General features: G+C 70.8%; 19 protein-coding genes and 1 tRNA gene. 15 read left to right on the top strand and 5 right to left on the bottom strand.

Annotation, left to right across the window (positions count from 1 at the left end; genetic code table 11):
- The first annotated feature begins 28 nt into the window (after positions 1-28).
- The 9 genes from xerD to HDC37_RS05890 all read left to right on the top strand — a co-directional run bounded on the left by xerD (position 29) and on the right by HDC37_RS05890 (position 8,438).
- Positions 29-952 (top strand): site-specific tyrosine recombinase XerD, encoded by a 924-nt coding sequence (xerD, locus tag HDC37_RS05930; protein WP_179559464.1) that lies wholly within the window; start codon positions 29-31, stop codon positions 950-952.
- A 57-nt stretch (positions 953-1,009) separates the two neighbouring features.
- Complete coding sequence (locus HDC37_RS05925; RefSeq protein WP_179559463.1) at positions 1,010-1,915, top strand: ParA family protein; 906 nt, start codon at positions 1,010-1,012, stop codon at positions 1,913-1,915.
- Positions 1,899-2,738 (top strand): ScpA family protein, encoded by an 840-nt coding sequence (locus HDC37_RS05920; RefSeq protein ID WP_179559462.1) that lies wholly within the window; start codon positions 1,899-1,901, stop codon positions 2,736-2,738. Before HDC37_RS05925 ends, HDC37_RS05920 begins: the two co-directional genes overlap by 17 nt.
- Positions 2,728-3,342 carry an SMC-Scp complex subunit ScpB gene (gene scpB, locus HDC37_RS05915; protein WP_179559461.1) on the top strand — a complete coding sequence of 205 codons (615 nt, stop codon included), beginning with the start codon at positions 2,728-2,730 and terminating at the stop codon, positions 3,340-3,342. The genes HDC37_RS05920 and scpB overlap by 11 nt, the downstream gene beginning before the upstream one ends.
- A complete protein-coding gene (locus tag HDC37_RS05910; protein ID WP_179559460.1) occupies positions 3,339-4,103 on the top strand; it encodes a pseudouridine synthase in 765 nt (254 codons plus the stop codon). Before scpB ends, HDC37_RS05910 begins: the two co-directional genes overlap by 4 nt.
- Complete coding sequence (locus HDC37_RS05905) at positions 4,100-5,233, top strand: prephenate dehydrogenase (protein ID WP_179559459.1); 1,134 nt, start codon at positions 4,100-4,102, stop codon at positions 5,231-5,233. Before HDC37_RS05910 ends, HDC37_RS05905 begins: the two co-directional genes overlap by 4 nt.
- Positions 5,226-5,915, top strand: coding sequence for a (d)CMP kinase (cmk, locus tag HDC37_RS05900; protein WP_179559458.1), 690 nt, complete (start codon positions 5,226-5,228; stop codon positions 5,913-5,915). Before HDC37_RS05905 ends, cmk begins: the two co-directional genes overlap by 8 nt.
- On the top strand, positions 5,905-7,458 hold the full coding sequence (gene der / locus HDC37_RS05895; RefSeq protein WP_179559457.1) for a ribosome biogenesis GTPase Der: 1,554 nt from the start codon (positions 5,905-5,907) through the stop codon (positions 7,456-7,458). The genes cmk and der overlap by 11 nt, the downstream gene beginning before the upstream one ends.
- 65 nt (positions 7,459-7,523) lie before the next feature.
- Positions 7,524-8,438 (top strand): NUDIX domain-containing protein, encoded by a 915-nt coding sequence (locus HDC37_RS05890; RefSeq protein ID WP_179559456.1) that lies wholly within the window; start codon positions 7,524-7,526, stop codon positions 8,436-8,438.
- 12 nt (positions 8,439-8,450) lie between these two features.
- Here HDC37_RS05890 and HDC37_RS05885 read toward each other — a convergent pair whose 3' ends face one another.
- From HDC37_RS05885 to HDC37_RS05875, 3 genes are read right to left on the bottom strand one after another with little or no spacing between them, the layout of a single operon-like run.
- Positions 8,451-9,038: a GNAT family N-acetyltransferase gene (locus tag HDC37_RS05885; RefSeq protein WP_179559455.1), complete on the bottom strand. Its 588-nt coding sequence runs from the start codon at positions 9,036-9,038 to the stop codon at positions 8,451-8,453.
- Between the two features lie 40 nt (positions 9,039-9,078).
- Positions 9,079-9,447 (bottom strand): RNA-binding S4 domain-containing protein, encoded by a 369-nt coding sequence (locus HDC37_RS05880; RefSeq protein ID WP_179559454.1) that lies wholly within the window; start codon positions 9,445-9,447, stop codon positions 9,079-9,081.
- On the bottom strand, positions 9,444-10,142 hold the full coding sequence (locus tag HDC37_RS05875) for a lysoplasmalogenase (protein WP_179559453.1): 699 nt from the start codon (positions 10,140-10,142) through the stop codon (positions 9,444-9,446). The genes HDC37_RS05880 and HDC37_RS05875 overlap by 4 nt, the downstream gene beginning before the upstream one ends.
- A gap of 97 nt (positions 10,143-10,239) precedes the next feature.
- Here HDC37_RS05875 and HDC37_RS05870 point away from each other — a divergent pair.
- Positions 10,240-10,313 (top strand) — tRNA-Pro (locus HDC37_RS05870).
- A gap of 238 nt (positions 10,314-10,551) precedes the next feature.
- Here the strand turns inward: HDC37_RS05870 and HDC37_RS05865 are convergent.
- The gene (locus HDC37_RS05865; protein ID WP_179559452.1) at positions 10,552-11,640 is read right to left on the bottom strand and encodes an alkene reductase; all 1,089 of its coding nucleotides are present in this window, start codon (positions 11,638-11,640) and stop codon (positions 10,552-10,554) included.
- Between the two features lie 153 nt (positions 11,641-11,793).
- On the opposite strand from HDC37_RS05865, the gene HDC37_RS05860 reads away from it, so the two are divergent.
- The 3 genes from HDC37_RS05860 (at position 11,794) to HDC37_RS05850 (ending at position 12,751) form a co-directional block, all read left to right on the top strand.
- Positions 11,794-12,003, top strand: a complete 210-nt coding sequence (locus HDC37_RS05860; RefSeq protein ID WP_179559451.1) for a multidrug transporter — start codon at positions 11,794-11,796, stop codon at positions 12,001-12,003.
- Between the two features lie 73 nt (positions 12,004-12,076).
- Positions 12,077-12,343 carry a helix-turn-helix transcriptional regulator gene (locus HDC37_RS05855; protein WP_179559450.1) on the top strand — a complete coding sequence of 89 codons (267 nt, stop codon included), beginning with the start codon at positions 12,077-12,079 and terminating at the stop codon, positions 12,341-12,343.
- A gap of 12 nt (positions 12,344-12,355) precedes the next feature.
- Entirely contained in the window at positions 12,356-12,751 is a 396-nt protein-coding gene (locus tag HDC37_RS05850) for a VOC family protein (RefSeq protein ID WP_257021321.1), read from the top strand.
- 13 nt (positions 12,752-12,764) lie between these two features.
- On the opposite strand, the gene HDC37_RS05845 is transcribed toward HDC37_RS05850, so the two are convergent.
- The gene (locus HDC37_RS05845; RefSeq protein ID WP_179559596.1) at positions 12,765-13,280 is read right to left on the bottom strand and encodes a DUF2231 domain-containing protein; all 516 of its coding nucleotides are present in this window, start codon (positions 13,278-13,280) and stop codon (positions 12,765-12,767) included.
- 141 nt (positions 13,281-13,421) lie between these two features.
- Between HDC37_RS05845 and HDC37_RS05840 the strand changes: the two genes are divergently transcribed.
- Positions 13,422-13,742, top strand: a complete 321-nt coding sequence (locus HDC37_RS05840; RefSeq protein WP_308472111.1) for a YchJ family metal-binding protein — start codon at positions 13,422-13,424, stop codon at positions 13,740-13,742.
- A 39-nt stretch (positions 13,743-13,781) separates the two neighbouring features.
- Positions 13,782-14,351: a mismatch-specific DNA-glycosylase gene (locus tag HDC37_RS05835; protein WP_179559449.1), complete on the top strand. Its 570-nt coding sequence runs from the start codon at positions 13,782-13,784 to the stop codon at positions 14,349-14,351.
- The last annotated feature ends 15 nt before the right edge of the window (positions 14,352-14,366 follow it).

Raw genomic sequence — 14,366 nt, 5'->3', positions numbered from 1 at the left:
CGATGCATCGCCCCGGCTGGCTGAGACGATGACGCCGGATCGGGCGGTGAACGCCTACCTCCGTCACATCACCGTCGAGCGGGGGCTCTCCGACCACACCGTCGCGGCGTACCGCCGTGATCTCGACGTCTACCGGGAATGGCTCGGTGGGCGCGGCATCGGCGATCTCGCCGAGGTCACCCCCCACCTCCTCGAGGAATTCGCGGCCGAACGCGCGCGCGAGAACCCCCCGCCGGCGGCATCCAGTCTCGCCCGTCTGCAGTCCTCGGTACGGGGTCTGCACCGCTTCCTCGTTCAGGAGGGTCTGCAGGAGGTCGATCCTGCCGGAGCGCTGCGACCACCGAAAGCCCCCCAGCGCTTGCCGAAGGCGCTGACGATCGCGCAGGTGGAGCAGCTGCTGGATGCTGCGGGGCCGGCGCCCGGCGCCGCGCAGCCCGGCGACGAGGTGGCCCTCAGGGACCGCGCGCTGCTCGAGCTCCTGTACGCAACGGGAGCGCGGGTGTCGGAGGCCGTGCAGCTCGACCTCGACGATGTGGCCCACCCCGCGGTGCTGCGCCTGCGAGGCAAGGGCTCCAAGGAGCGCATCGTTCCGGTGGGTTCGTACGCCCAGGCGGCGCTCGGCGCCTACCTCACCCGCGCCCGCCCCGAGCTCTCGCGGCGCGGCCGGGCGACGCCGCGGCTCTTCCTCGGCGCGCGCGGCGCGCCACTGTCGCGCCAGAGTGCGTGGGCGGTGATCCAGCAGGCGGCGGAACGGGCGAAGCTCACCGCCCACGTGTCGCCGCATACTCTCCGGCACTCCTTCGCCACTCACCTGCTGCAGGGCGGCGCCGACGTGCGCGTCGTGCAGGAGCTTCTGGGGCACGCGTCGGTCACGACGACGCAGATCTACACCCACGTGAGCGTCGACGCCCTGCGCGACGTCTACGCGACCAGTCATCCACGCGCCCGGTGAGCGGTGATGGGTGAGCCTCCCGGGCAGGGCGGCGCGCGTCGTTAGAATCGATCAGACATGTCGGAAGTCAGGAGAGTCGTGGCCGGTAGCACGCGGAGCGCGAAGAAGGCCGCTGTCAGCGACGTCCCGATCGGTCCCACCGGTCGGCCGTACCGCGGATTCCCGACCCCGCCCAAGCTCGAGGGCCACGGACCCGCGCGCATCATCTCGCTGTGCAACCAGAAGGGCGGGGTGGGTAAGACCACCACGACCATCAACCTCGCCGCGGCGCTCGCCGGGTACGGTCGCCGGGTCCTGGCCGTGGACTTCGATCCGCAGGGCGCGCTGTCGGCCGGCCTGGGCATACAGACCCACGAGATCCCCACGATCTACGACCTGCTGCTGGACACCAAGCGCGATCCGGGCGAGGTCATCGTCTCCACGCGGGTCGAGAACCTCGACGTCCTCCCCGCCAACATCGACCTCTCGGCAGCCGAAGTCCACCTCGTCAACGAGGTCGCACGCGAGACGACGCTGGCCCGGGTGCTGCGCAAGGTCTCGGCCGACTACGACGTCATCCTCGTGGACTGCCAGCCCTCGCTCGGACTCCTGACGGTCAATGCGCTCACCGCGAGCCACGGCGTCCTCATCCCACTCGAGTGCGAATTCTTCGCCCTTCGAGGTGTGGCGCTCCTCATCGAGACCATCGACAAGGTGCGCGATCGGCTGAACCCGACGATCACGCTCGACGGAGTGCTCGCCACGATGTACGACGCCCGCACCCTCCACTCCCGCGAAGTGCTCGAGCGCGTCGTCGAGGCCTTCGGCGACGAGGTGCTGGAGACGGTCATCGGACGCACCGTGAAGTTCCCCGACGCCTCCGTGTCGGGAATGCCCATCACCGAGTTCGCGCCCGAGCACGCCGCGGCGCAGGCCTACCTGCGACTCGCGCGGGAGCTGGTCGCGCGTGGCGCCGTCGCCTGACAACCCCGACGGGCCGCCGGCGGCGGCCGACGCGCCCGGCGATCACGGGTTCCGTGTCTCGCTCAGCGTCTTCGACGGACCCTTCGATCTCCTGCTTACTCTCATCTCCCAGCGGGAGCTCGACATCACCGAGGTCTCGCTCAGCGCCGTCACGGACGAGTTCATCGCCTACCTGCGAGGGCTCGGCCCGGAGGACGAGCTCGAGGAGGCGTCGGAGTTCCTCGTCGTCGCCGCGACCCTGCTGGACATGAAGGTCGCCGGGCTCCTTCCGCAGGGAGAACTCGTCGACGCCGAGTCGGTGGCGCTGCTCGAGGCCCGTGACCTCCTCTTCGCCCGACTGCTGCAGTACCGCGCGTTCAAGCAGGTCTCGGGCTGGTTCGCCGAACGCCTCCACGCCGAGGATCACCGCCACGCCCGGTCGGTGCGGTTGGACGAACGCCATCGCGCGTCGACTCCGGAACTCGTCTGGACGCTGAGCGCCGCCGACTTCGCCGCGCTCGCCGTTCTGGCGCTCACCCCGAGGGAGATCCCCCAGGTGCGCCTGGATCACCTGCACGCGCCGCTGGTCAGCATCCGCGAGCAGGCGGCCGTCGTTGTGGCCCTCCTTCGTGGAGCGGGATCGCTGTCGTTTCGCGAACTCATCGCCGGCGTCGATCAGCCCGGCGTGGTGGTCGCCCGATTCCTCTCCGTCCTCGAGCTGTTCCGCCACGCCGCCCTTTCGTTCGAGCAGCTCGAGCCGCTCGGCGAACTGACCCTGCGGTGGACCGCAGACCGCTTGAGCGACGAGAGTCTCGCCAGCTTGGGAGCCGACTATGACCGATGAGCAGACCCTGACCGATCCCGTTTCGCCGGCCGAGACCCCGGCGGCTCCGACGCCGGCGTCCGTGGCGCGGCGACTGGAAGCCATCCTGCTGGTGGTGGAGGAGCCGCAGAGCCTGGTGAGCCTCGCGACGGCCGTGGGTGCGCCCGTCGCCGCCGTCCGCCAGGCCATCGAGTCGCTCGTCGCCGATTACAACGGCGAGAACGGAGGCCCTCGCCGCGGCTTCGAGCTCCGCGAGGTCGGCGGCGGGTGGCGCCTGTACGTGCGAGCAGAGCACGATGATCTCGTGAGCGAGTTCGTCGGCGGTCAGGCGCCCGCGCGCCTGTCGCAGGCGGCGCTGGAGACCCTGGCGGTCATCGCGTACAAACAGCCCGTCACCCGCGGCCAGGTCGCCGCGATCCGCGCCGTGAACGTCGACTCGGTCGTGCGCACCCTTCTCGCCCGCGGCCTCATCACCGAGGCTTTCACCGACCCTGACACCGGGGCGATCCACTACGAGACGACCGACGCGCTGCTGGTGAACCTGGGTATCAACTCCCTCGACGACCTGCCGCCGATCTCTCCTCTCCTCGACGACGGCGCGGACGGTTTCGAGGACATCCGATGAGTGAGACCACTGAACCGGGCACCGAGGGTGTCCGCCTGCAGAAGGCGCTCGCGAACGCCGGCGTCGCATCGCGCCGCGTCGCCGAGCAGATGATCGTCGACGGGCGGGTGCGGGTCAACGGGCAGCCCGTGACCGAGCTCGGCTCCCGGGTCGACGTCGACACCGACCTCATCGACGTGGACGGTGTCGCGGTGCAGCTGGATCAGTCCAAGCGCTATGTGATGCTCAACAAACCGCGCGGGGTGGTGAGCTCGCTGAAGGACGACCGCGGGAGGCCCGACCTGCGGACATTCACCGCGGCGTGGCCGGAGCGGCTCTACAACGTCGGCCGGCTGGACGCCGACACCAGCGGTCTGCTCGTGCTGACCAATGACGGCGCGCTCGCCCACGTTCTCGCGCACCCCTCGTTCGGGGTGACCAAGGTCTACGTCGCCAAGGTCGCCGGGCGCGTCACCGCGCAGACCCTCGCCCGTCTCACCCGCGGGGTCGAACTCGAGGACGGCCCCATCGCCGCAGACAAGGCCCGGCTCCTGTCATCCTCTCCCGCCGAAGACGAATCCCTGGTCGAGCTCACCCTCCACTCGGGGCGCAACCGCATCGTCCGGCGCATGATGGCCGAGGTGGGGCATCCTGTCGTCGAGCTGGTCCGGCGGCAGTTCGGGCCCCTGCACCTGGGAACCCTCGCGGTGGGACAGGCACGGGAGTTGACTACAGTGGAACGCGGTGCGCTTCTGACCCTGTCGCGCCAGGAGAACCCGTGACCCTCGAGAACAGCTCTGCCGCGCGCCCGGCCCCGCCGCTCGCGCCGCGGGTTCAGGGGACGGTCCGCATCGTCGGCTCGGGCCTGCTCGGGGCGAGCATCGGGCACGCGCTGAGCGCGCTCGGCGTCGACGTCGCCCTCGACGACACCTCACCCTCGCAGCTGCGCCTGGCGATCGACTACGGCGCGGGGCGCGCCACCCGCGACGATGACGAACCGGTGCTCATCGTCGTGGCCGTGCCGCCCGATGTCACCGCTGACGTCATCGAGCGGGAACTGCGTCGTCACCCGCAGGCGGTGGTGACGGATGTCGCGAGCGTCAAGCTCGAGCCGCTCCGCACACTTCGGGAGCGCGGCGTGGATCTGACCCACTACATCGGGTCGCACCCGCTGGCCGGACGTGAACGCGGTGGTGCGATCGCCGCTCGCGCCGACATCTTCGTGGGGAGGCCCTGGGTGGTCTGCCGGGACGAGGAGACCCCCTCCCGCGACCTCGCCGTCGTCGAGGCCCTCGCCCTCGATCTCGGTGCCACACCGCTGGAGATGACCCCCGAAGAGCACGACGCCGCCGTCGCGCTCATGTCGCACGTGCCGCAGCTGGTCGCGAGCCTCCTGGCCGCGCGCTTCGTCGACGCCCCCGACGGCTTCCTGCGCCTGGCAGGTCAGGGCGTCCGCGACACGACCCGGATCGCGGCCTCGGCCCCGGAGCTGTGGGTGCAGATCCTCGGCGCGAACGCCGCGCCCGTGGCATCCGTCCTCGACGCCGTCGCCGCCGATCTCGCCGACGTCGCCGGCGCCCTCCGCGCCCCCGAAGCGCCTGGCGCCCGCCGCTCGATCGCCGACACGATCCGACGTGGCAACGAGGGCGTGGAGCGCCTGCCCGGGAAGCACGGGCAGAACCGGCGGTTCGAGACCGTCGTCGTCATGGTCGATGACCGTCCGGGACAGCTCGGCCGACTCTTCGGCGACCTCGGGGAACTGGAAGTGAACGTCGAAGATCTGCGGCTGGAGCACTCGCCGGGAGCGCTGTTCGGCCTCGCCGAGATCAGCGTCGTACCCAGCGCCGTCCGCCCTGCGATCGCGGGGCTGGAGTCCCGCGGCTGGAAGATTGCGAGCACCACCAATGACTGACCCCCTCGTCGTCGCCATCGACGGCCCCGCGGGAAGCGGGAAATCCAGCGTGTCCAAAGAGGTGGCACGTCGCCTCGGCTTCGGCTACCTCGACACCGGGGCCGCCTACCGGGCGCTGGCCTGGCACGCGCTCGAGCACGGCGCCGACACCTCCGACGCCACGGCGGTGCTCGAGCTCGCCGGTGACTTCGCGTACGACATCTCCCTCGACCCCGACGACTACTGGGTCCGTGTCGGAACGGTCGACGTCACTGCCGCCATCCGCGAGCAGCGCGTCACCGACGCCGTGAGCGGCGTCGCCCGGGTGGCGCCGGTCAGGCGATCCATCAATGCCCTCTTCCGCGCGCTGATCGCCGGTTCGCACAGATCGGGGGTGGTCGTCGAAGGCCGCGACATCACCACGGTGCTCGCACCCGACGCCCCCGTCCGCATCCTTCTCACGGCCGCTCCGGGAGTGCGCGCGGCGCGCCGGTCCGCCGAGCTCGACACCGACGACACCGCGGCCGTCGCGGCGGCGCTCGAGCGGCGCGACACCTCCGACAGCGCGGTGGTCGACTTCCTGACCGCCGCTCCCGGAGTGACGGTGGTCGATTCGACCGACCTCGATTTCGCACAGACCGTCGACGCCGTCCTCGGCGTCGTGCATTCGCTCGTGCAGACGGGAGTTTCCGATGTCCGATGACACGCGTCCCGCCGACGCCCTTCCCGACGACGGCGAGTACGCCGCGGGAGAAGATCACCTCGCCGAGGCCCTCGCCGACATCGACGACGACCTCGCCGAGCAGCGCGCGGCGACCCTCCGAGCGAGCCTGTCGGACTACGACCTCGAGGAAGAGGATGCGGCGCTCCTGGCCGGTCTTCTCGACGACGGCGAGGGGGTGGAATTCCTCCCGGCCCTGCCGGTCGTCGCCATCGTCGGACGACCGAATGTCGGTAAATCGGCGCTCGTGAACCGGATCCTCGGACGCCGCGAGGCGGTCGTCGAGGACACACCGGGGGTGACCCGCGACCGGGTGACCTACAAGGCCGAATGGATGGACCGACGGTTCTCCATCGTCGACACTGGCGGGTGGGAGCCCGATGCCCGCGGCATCGACGCCTCCGTCGCCGCCCAGGCGGAGATCGCCATCGATCTCTGCGACGTCGTGATGTTCGTCGTCGACGCGATGGTGGGGGCGACGTCGACGGACGAGCACGTCGTGAAGCTGCTGCGCAAGAGCGGCAAGCCCGTCTTCCTCGTCGCCAACAAGATCGATGACGCCCGTCAGGAGCCCGAGGCTGCAGCCCTGTGGAATCTCGGTCTCGGAGAACCGCACCCCGTCTCGGCCATCCACGGCCGGGGGGTCGCCGACCTCCTCGACGAGATGATGAAGGTGCTGCCGGAGGTCTCCGCGGTCGCGAAGCAGGAGATCGGCGGGCCCCGCCGCGTGGCGATCCTCGGGCGGCCGAACGTCGGCAAGTCGTCGCTGCTGAACAAGGCCGCCGGTGAGGAGCGGGTCGTCGTCAACGAACTCGCGGGCACCACCCGTGACCCCGTCGACGAGGTCGTCGAGCTCGGCGGCAAGCTGTGGCGCTTCGTCGACACGGCCGGCATCCGACGCCGCGTGCACCTCCAGCAGGGGGCGGACTTCTACGCGTCGCTGCGGACGTCGGCGGCGCTGGAGAAGGCCGAGGTCGCCGTCGTCGTGCTCGACGTCTCGGAGTCGCTCAGCGAGCAGGACGTCCGCATCATCGACCTCGTGCTGGAGTCGGGGCGGGCCCTCGTGCTCGCCTTCAACAAGTGGGATCGCCTGAACGACGCCGACCTCGAGAACGCCGACCGCCGCCGCTACCTCGAGCGCGAGATCGAGCAGGACCTCGCGCACGTCGCCTGGGCGCCGCGCGTGAACATCTCCGCCCGCACCGGTCGCCACCTGGACAAGCTCGTCCCGGCGCTGGAGACCGCGCTGAGGTCGTGGGATCAGCGTATCTCCACCGGAAAGTTCAACGCGTTCCTCTCCGAGCTCGTCGCCGAGCACCCGCATCCGGTTCGCGGGGGCAAGCAGCCTCGCATCCTGTTCGGCACGCAGGCGTCGACGCGTCCGCCGACCTTCGTGCTGTTCACCACGGGGTTCCTCGATCCCGGGTATCGCCGGTTCATCCAGCGCCGCCTCCGGGAGCTCTACGGCTTCGAAGGCACGCCGATCGTGCTGAATATGCGGGTGCGGGAGCGACGCCAGCGCTGAGGCGCTGTGACATCCGATGACGCAGCCGAAGGCCCGGGACCGCGGGGCTGTGACAGGCTGAGTGGGTGAGCATCCAACCCCCGGCTCCGGGCGAGCCCCGTCGTCCGAGCGGGCCGCGCGATCCGGGTGACGCGTGGGTCGTCGCGGAGACCGGGGAGCGGTACTGGGGCCGTTTCGGTGCGGCCGGGCTGCTCGCGGTCGACCCGACGCGCGGCGTGCTCCTGCAGCACCGTGTCGGATGGAGTCACTTCGGCGGCACATGGGGGCTGCCGGGCGGGGCGCGGCACCAGGGCGAGGGTGCCACCGACGCCGCATTGCGCGAGGCGCGAGAGGAAGCCGGCGTGCCGGCGGGCGCGGTCCGTCCACGCTTCGTGAGCGTGTTCGACGTGGGGATCTGGACCTACACGACCGTCGTCGCCGAGGTGGTGGTGCCCTTCGAGCCGGTGATCGCCGACCCGGAGAGCTTGGAGCTGGCATGGGTCGGGCTGGACGAGGTCGAGGACTATCCGCTGCACCCCGGGTTTGGTGCGGCCTGGCCATCGTTGCAGGAGAACCTGCGGACACGACCTACCCTGATCGTCGATGTGGCCAACGTCGTCGGTGCGGTTCCCGACGGCTGGTGGCGCGATCGCGCGGGGGCGGCGGACCGGATGCTCCGCCGCCTGCGGCATCTCGTCGACGCGGGCGTCGACGCAGAAGCGCTCGGGCTCTGGGGCGAGCTGTGGTTTCCCCGCATCATCGCCGTCGTGGAAGGCGAGGCCCGGCGCGCACCGATGCCGGAGGGGCTCGAGGTCGTCCGCGCCTCTCAGGCGGGGGACGATGAGATCGTCGAGGCGGCGGCGGCCGCCGCGGCCCGCGGCGAAGCGGTGACCGTGATCACGAGCGATCGGGAGCTCGCGGCACGCGTGGGCGCCGTCGGTGCGGTGAGCCGCGGCGCCCGATGGCTGCTCGACAGCCTGCCGGGCGAGGTGAGCTCGTAGCGGAACGGCGGGTCAGCCGGTCGCGTCGGAGACGGTGAGCGCGACGATCGCGCTGTCGGGCCGGGGGCGGGCGACCACCGCGAACCCGGCGCCCTCGAAGACCGAGACGGTGCCGTGATAGAGATCGTTCGCGCCGCGCCTCTTCACCTTCGGGTCGAGGGGATAGCCCTCGATGACCCGCGCGCCCTGTGCCCGGGCGTGTGCGACGGCGGCGCCGAGGAGATCTCGCATGAGACCCTCGCCGCGATGCTCGCGCCGGATCGCGAAGCAGGTGACGGCCCAGACCGACGAGTCTTCGAGGGGCTCGCGGGAGTGGGCGATGATCGCCCGGGTGCGCGCGATCCGCGTCTGGGCGGGGCGGGGACCGACTCTGACCCAGCCGGCTGCCTCGCCATCGCGGTAGGCGATGAGGCCCGGCGCCACCGGGGCCGACAGGTCGTCGCGCAGCATCCGCTCCTTGTCCTCCTTCGTCAACGCGGCGAAGTCGGAGGGGCGGACCATCCACCACTGGCACAGGCAGCTCGGCCCGTCGCCGTGCGCGATGGCGTGCACGGCGTCGTCGTGGCGGTCGGAGGTGGCAGGCAGGATCTCGACGCTCATGGGGTGACGCTAGCGGCAGCCGTCGACATCCGCATCGGGGTCAGCGGCCGCGCAGTCGGTCGAGGTCGCGTCGTTCGCGCTTCGTCGGTCTCCCGGCGCCGCGGTCGCGCACCGGGACGGAGCCGGCGAGCTCCCGCGGGGGCGGGGGCGGTGTGCGATCTTCGAAGGCGGATGCGGCGACCGCGGCTCCGACGCGCTTGGAGATCGTCTGGCGCACCACCAGGATCCGGTCGAACCCCTGGATGCGAACGCGCAGCTCGTCGCCGGGCCGCACCTGCACCGCTGCCTTGGCCCGTTCTCCGTTGACGCGGACGTGCCCCGCTCGGCAGGCCGTCGTCGCAGCGGAACGGGTCTTGTAGATGCGGATCGCCCAGAGCCACGCATCCACGCGGGTGGTGCCCTCGGTCATCTTGGGCCTCCTCGGGCGGCGGAGGAGAGCGCCCGCACCACGCCGAGCGCGATGAGCCCCTGTCCGAGGGTGTACGTGAGCATCACCAGCGGGCCGGTCAGGGCCGTCGGCGCGTCGGGCCAGAACAGGTCGAAGGCGAGGATCGAGTCGGACGTGAGGAAGAACGCCCCACCCACGGCGATCGTCGCCCCTGCGCGGGACGCGGCGACCGCGGTGCCCCCGAGAACCAGGCCGTAGACCGCCACGGGAAGCAGGAGCGCTCCGAGGTGCGGCCACAGCGCGGCGAGGAGCGCACCCCACCAGACGGCATACACGAGGGCCCACGGGGGCACCGGGTCACGCGCGAGGAAGCGCCAGAACAGCACGATGTAGGCCACGTGCGCCAGGCCGAAGCAGAGCAGCATCATCGGGACGGTCGGGGCGAAGGGGAAGAACGTGCCTGCGCCATCTCCGAGCCACGACAGGCCGAGCGCGATGAGGAGCAGGATGCCGGGGGTGCGCGCGATCGCGCCGCGGAGGGCCCAGACGACGCCGACCGCCAGAAGCGGCATGAGCAGGAGTTTGGTCGGCGCGGCGACGCCGGACGCGCCTGCCGCCAGCGAGATGACGTGGACGGCGGCGACCAGACCGTACGGAGTGAACGGGAGCAGGGTGTGGCCGAGCGCCGTGGGCGGGGGAGTCCGCGTCGAGGCCATGGAGGGAGAGTACCGGGCGCACCGCGCTCCCGCGCGTTCGCGAGCGCTCCGACGAGCCGGTAGGATGGGGGAGTTGTCCGCGTTTCGGCGGGGGCATCGGGATGTGGCGCAGCTTGGTAGCGCACTTGACTGGGGGTCAAGGGGTCGCAGGTTCAAATCCTGTCATCCCGACCGGAATGCGAAAGGGTCGGCCGAAGGGCCGGCCCTTTCGCGTTCCTCGGCGTGGTGTCTGGCGGGGTCCCCGCCGCCGGAGGCTCTGCGCGGTGCGGAGCGCCGCGGGGAGGGGCGGTGGGGCGCATCCCGACCGGAATGCGAAAGGGTCGGCCGAAGGGCCGGCCCTTTCGCGTGCCTCGGCGTGGTGTCTGATGTGGTCTGGCGACCGGTCGGCGACGCGGGCCGCCCGGCGCGGTCATGCCGCGCGATCGGCCGCCAGGGTCGGGTAGTCGGTGTAGCCGCGCTCGTCGGGACCGTAGACGGTGGCCTGGTCGACGGGGTTCTCCGCGGCGCCCTGTTCCCAGCGCTTCACGAGGTCGGGGTTCGCGATCGCCGGGCGCCCGACGGCCACGAGGTCGGCGACGTCCTCCCCGACGGTGCGGATGGCCTCGTCGCGAGTGGTGACGCGTCCGAAACCGGTGTTGGCGATGAAGGTGCCGCCGAACACCCGACGAAGCTCCTGGGGGAGATCGTCGGCGGGGTTCTCGTGGAGGATGCTGAGGTACGCCATCCCCAGGGGTGCCAGGCCCTCGACCAGAGCGAGGTAGGTGGCGCGGGTCTCTCCGGCGTCACGCTCCCAGACATCCTGGATGTTGTGCGCGGGCGAGATCCGGATGCCGACGCGCTCCCCACCCACTTCAGCCACGACGGCCTGCGCGACCTCGACGACGAAGCGTGCGCGTGCCTCAGGCGAGCCGCCGTATTCGTCTTCGCGCCGGTTGGACGCGGGGGAGAGGAACTCATGGAGGAGGTACCCGTTCGCGGCGTGCAATTCGACGCCGTCGAAGCCGGCATCCACGGCATTCCGCGCGGACGCGACGAACTCGTCGCGCACGGTTCCGAGTTCGGCGGTGTCGAGGGCGTGCGGCACCGGGAAGTCCGCCTTCGACCCGTCGGCGAGGCGCGTCTGCCCCTTGATGGCGATCGCCGACGGCGCGACGATGCGCGGGGTTCCGGTGATCCCGGGGTGCGAGACCCGTCCGCCGTGCATCAGCTGCATGAAGACGGTTCCGCCGGCGGCGTGCACGGCCGATGCGACCCGAGCCCAGCCCCGGGTCTGGGTCGCGGTGGCGATGCCAGGCTGCCCCGGGTAGGCCTTGGACTCGGCGCTGGGGAACACTCCCTCGGTCACCAGCAGACCGATGCCGGCACGCTGGGCGTAGTACTCGGCGATCAAATCACCGGGCACGCCGGTCTCGTCGGCCCTCAGGCGCGTCATCGGAGCGAGCGCGAGGCGGTTCCGCACGGTGAACGAACCGACGGTGGTCGGGGAGAAGAGAGTCACGGGGGATCGTCCTTTCGCAGGCGGTGCTCCCGGCGAGCACCGCTCCGGGCCTCGTCAACGAGCTCCGTGCCGTGGCTATTCCCGGGCGGCGCCGGTATCGAGTCCGCTGTCAAGCCCGCGGCATCCGTCACGTCCCCCTCCTACCGTGGGTCCATGGACGACTCGATCGACGATCAGGCCCAGCGCGCGAAGGACCGGCACGACCAGCTGACCCGTGCGCCGGAGGCGACCGAAGAGGATGCCGCACCGCGCATCCGCGTTTCCGAGCACGACGGCATCCGGCGGATCGACATCGATCCCGACGCCCCCGTCCGCCCGGGCCTCGGCCACACCGGACTCGAGGACGGCCCGGCCGCGGGCTGAGAGGGATCGGCGCTCAGTCCTGTCGTGCCGCAGATCTTGACACGCAAGCAAAAGCTTGCATATTGTGACGTGGGTGGCCGACGTCTACCGGGCGATCGCAGATCCGACCCGCCGTCAGATCCTCGACCTCCTCGCCGGGGGCGCAGAGATGACGCTGTTCGAGATCTGCACCCGCCTGGTGGCTTCCGGCACAACGTCGTCGCGGCAGGCGGTCTCGCAGCACCTCGCGGTCCTGGAGGAGAGCGATCTGGTGCGGACGGCCCGCGTGGGCAGGACCAAGATCCACCGGATGAACACCGAGCCGCTCCGCGAGATCGCCGAGCGCTGGCCACTCGAATGACAGGAGACGGAAATGGTGAAAGCCCGGCTGCATGTGATGAGCGTGTTCGTCGACGATCAGGAGAAGGCGCGGCGGTTCTACACCGACCGGCTCGGCTTCGTGGTCAAGAACGACATCCCGCTCGGGGATTACCGCTGGCTGACCGTCGTGGCCAGCGATGCCCCGGATGGCGTCGAACTGCTCCTCGAGCCCGACGAGAACCCGGCGGCGCAGGACTACACGCGTGCCCTCGCCGAGCAGGGGATCCCGGCCGCATCGTTCGCGGTCGAGGATGTGGATGTTGCCTACGAAGAACTGGTGGCCGCCGGCGTGACGTTCCTGCAAGCGCCCACGACGGGCGGACCGGTTCGGACGGCGGTTCTGGATGACACGTGCGGCAACCTCGTGCAGCTGGTGAGCCCGGTGTGACCGCGGGGTCGCGTCACGGCGTGCCCGCGCGGAATCCCTCCGCCTGCTTCTGCTCGTCGGCAACGCGCACGCCGTACGTGTAGGCCAGTTTGCCGCCGAGCCACCCGGACAGCGACAGCGCCGCGAGAGCGACCAGGGTGAGGATCAGCCCTAGCACGCTCACCTCGTCGTCGTCGCCGAGGAAGCGCACGATGAGGTTCACCGCGAACAGCGCCATGGCTCCGAGGTTGAGGAGCATGTGCACGAGGCCGGTCTTCTGCGCCGGAGTCTCGCGTTCGAGTTGCAGGTAGTCGAGGAATCCCCACACCGCGGCCAAGACCGCACCGACGAGCCCGACGATGATGAGGATGCGTGCGCCGACGACGTACGGCGTGGGATCGTCGACGAAGATCCCGATCAGATCGAAGACGAGGCTCGCCGTCCACGCACCGATCGGGATCGTCACGAGAATCGGATGGAACGGGTGCCCGTATGGGCCGGCGAGAGCGGTCCGCGGCCTTTTCGCGCGGTCGCGCGCAGACGTCGTCATCATTTCGGAAGACCTTTCGTTCGAAGTGATCGCAAGGCGATCCGAGTGCCCTGTCTACCCGCCGCGGGAGCGGACATCCCAGGGGCTTGACATTCCCATGCCGGCCGGCGCGGTAGCCGGAGCCCGTGTCAGACTCGTTCGGTGCCGAACGAACCGCAGACCGCCGAGGAGCTCATGCGGTCGCGTTTCCAGGCGTTCCGCGACGGTGATGCGGAGTGGCTGTTGCGCACCTGGCATCCATCGACGCGCCCGGCGGCGGTGGAACTCGCGGAGAACCCGGCCTGGAGGGCTCTTCAGATCGTCGACACCATAGGTGGTGGGACGGATGACAACGACGGGATCGTCGAGTTCCGCGCGACCTATCGCGCGGGCGAGGGCATCGGCATCCTCCACGAACGCTCGCGATTCGTCAGAGAAGGCGGCCGCTGGTTCTACGTCGACGGCGACATCCGCGACAGCTGAGGCGAGCCGTCCGCCGGCGCGGGCAGCCAGACTTGACGCATGGCATTGCGCGCGTCAGACCTCGAGCGGTTCCGCGATCAGACGGTGCCCGACCTTCTCCCCGAGCGGCTGCGGCTTCTGTTCGTCGGGATCAATCCGGGGCTGTGGACAGCTGCGACGGGAGCGCACTTCGCTCGCCCCGGCAACAGGTTCTACCCTGCGCTCGTTGCGGCGGGCATCCTGCCGCACCTGCCGCGGATCACCGAGGACGGGATGTCGGCTGCCGACCGCGACCTGCTCCTGCAGCGCGGCATCGGCATCACGAACCTCGTGCGGCGCGCCACCGCGCGCGCCGACGAGCTGAGCCGCGAGGAGCTCCGCGCGGGTGCCTCGGCTCTGACGGTGCTCGTCGGGGAGCAGCATCCCCCCGTCGTCGCCGTGGTGGGGCTCACCGCCTACCGGCAGGGCTTCGACCGCCCACGGGCCGTCAGCGGCGAGCAGACCGAGCTCCTCGCCGGCGCCCGGTTGTGGGTGGTCCCCAATCCGAGCGGTCTCAACGCCCACGACACCGTCGAATCGCTCGCCCGGGCTTACGCAGATCCCGCCCGCGCCGCCGGAGTGATCGGGTGAGCGCGGTTGCACCGC

The organism is Microbacterium sp. AK009 (assembly GCF_013410955.1).
Taxonomy (GTDB): domain Bacteria; phylum Actinomycetota; class Actinomycetes; order Actinomycetales; family Microbacteriaceae; genus Microbacterium.
The sequence above is the reverse complement of the archived record's forward strand: the minus strand, read 5'-3'. Positions and strand labels throughout refer to the sequence as shown.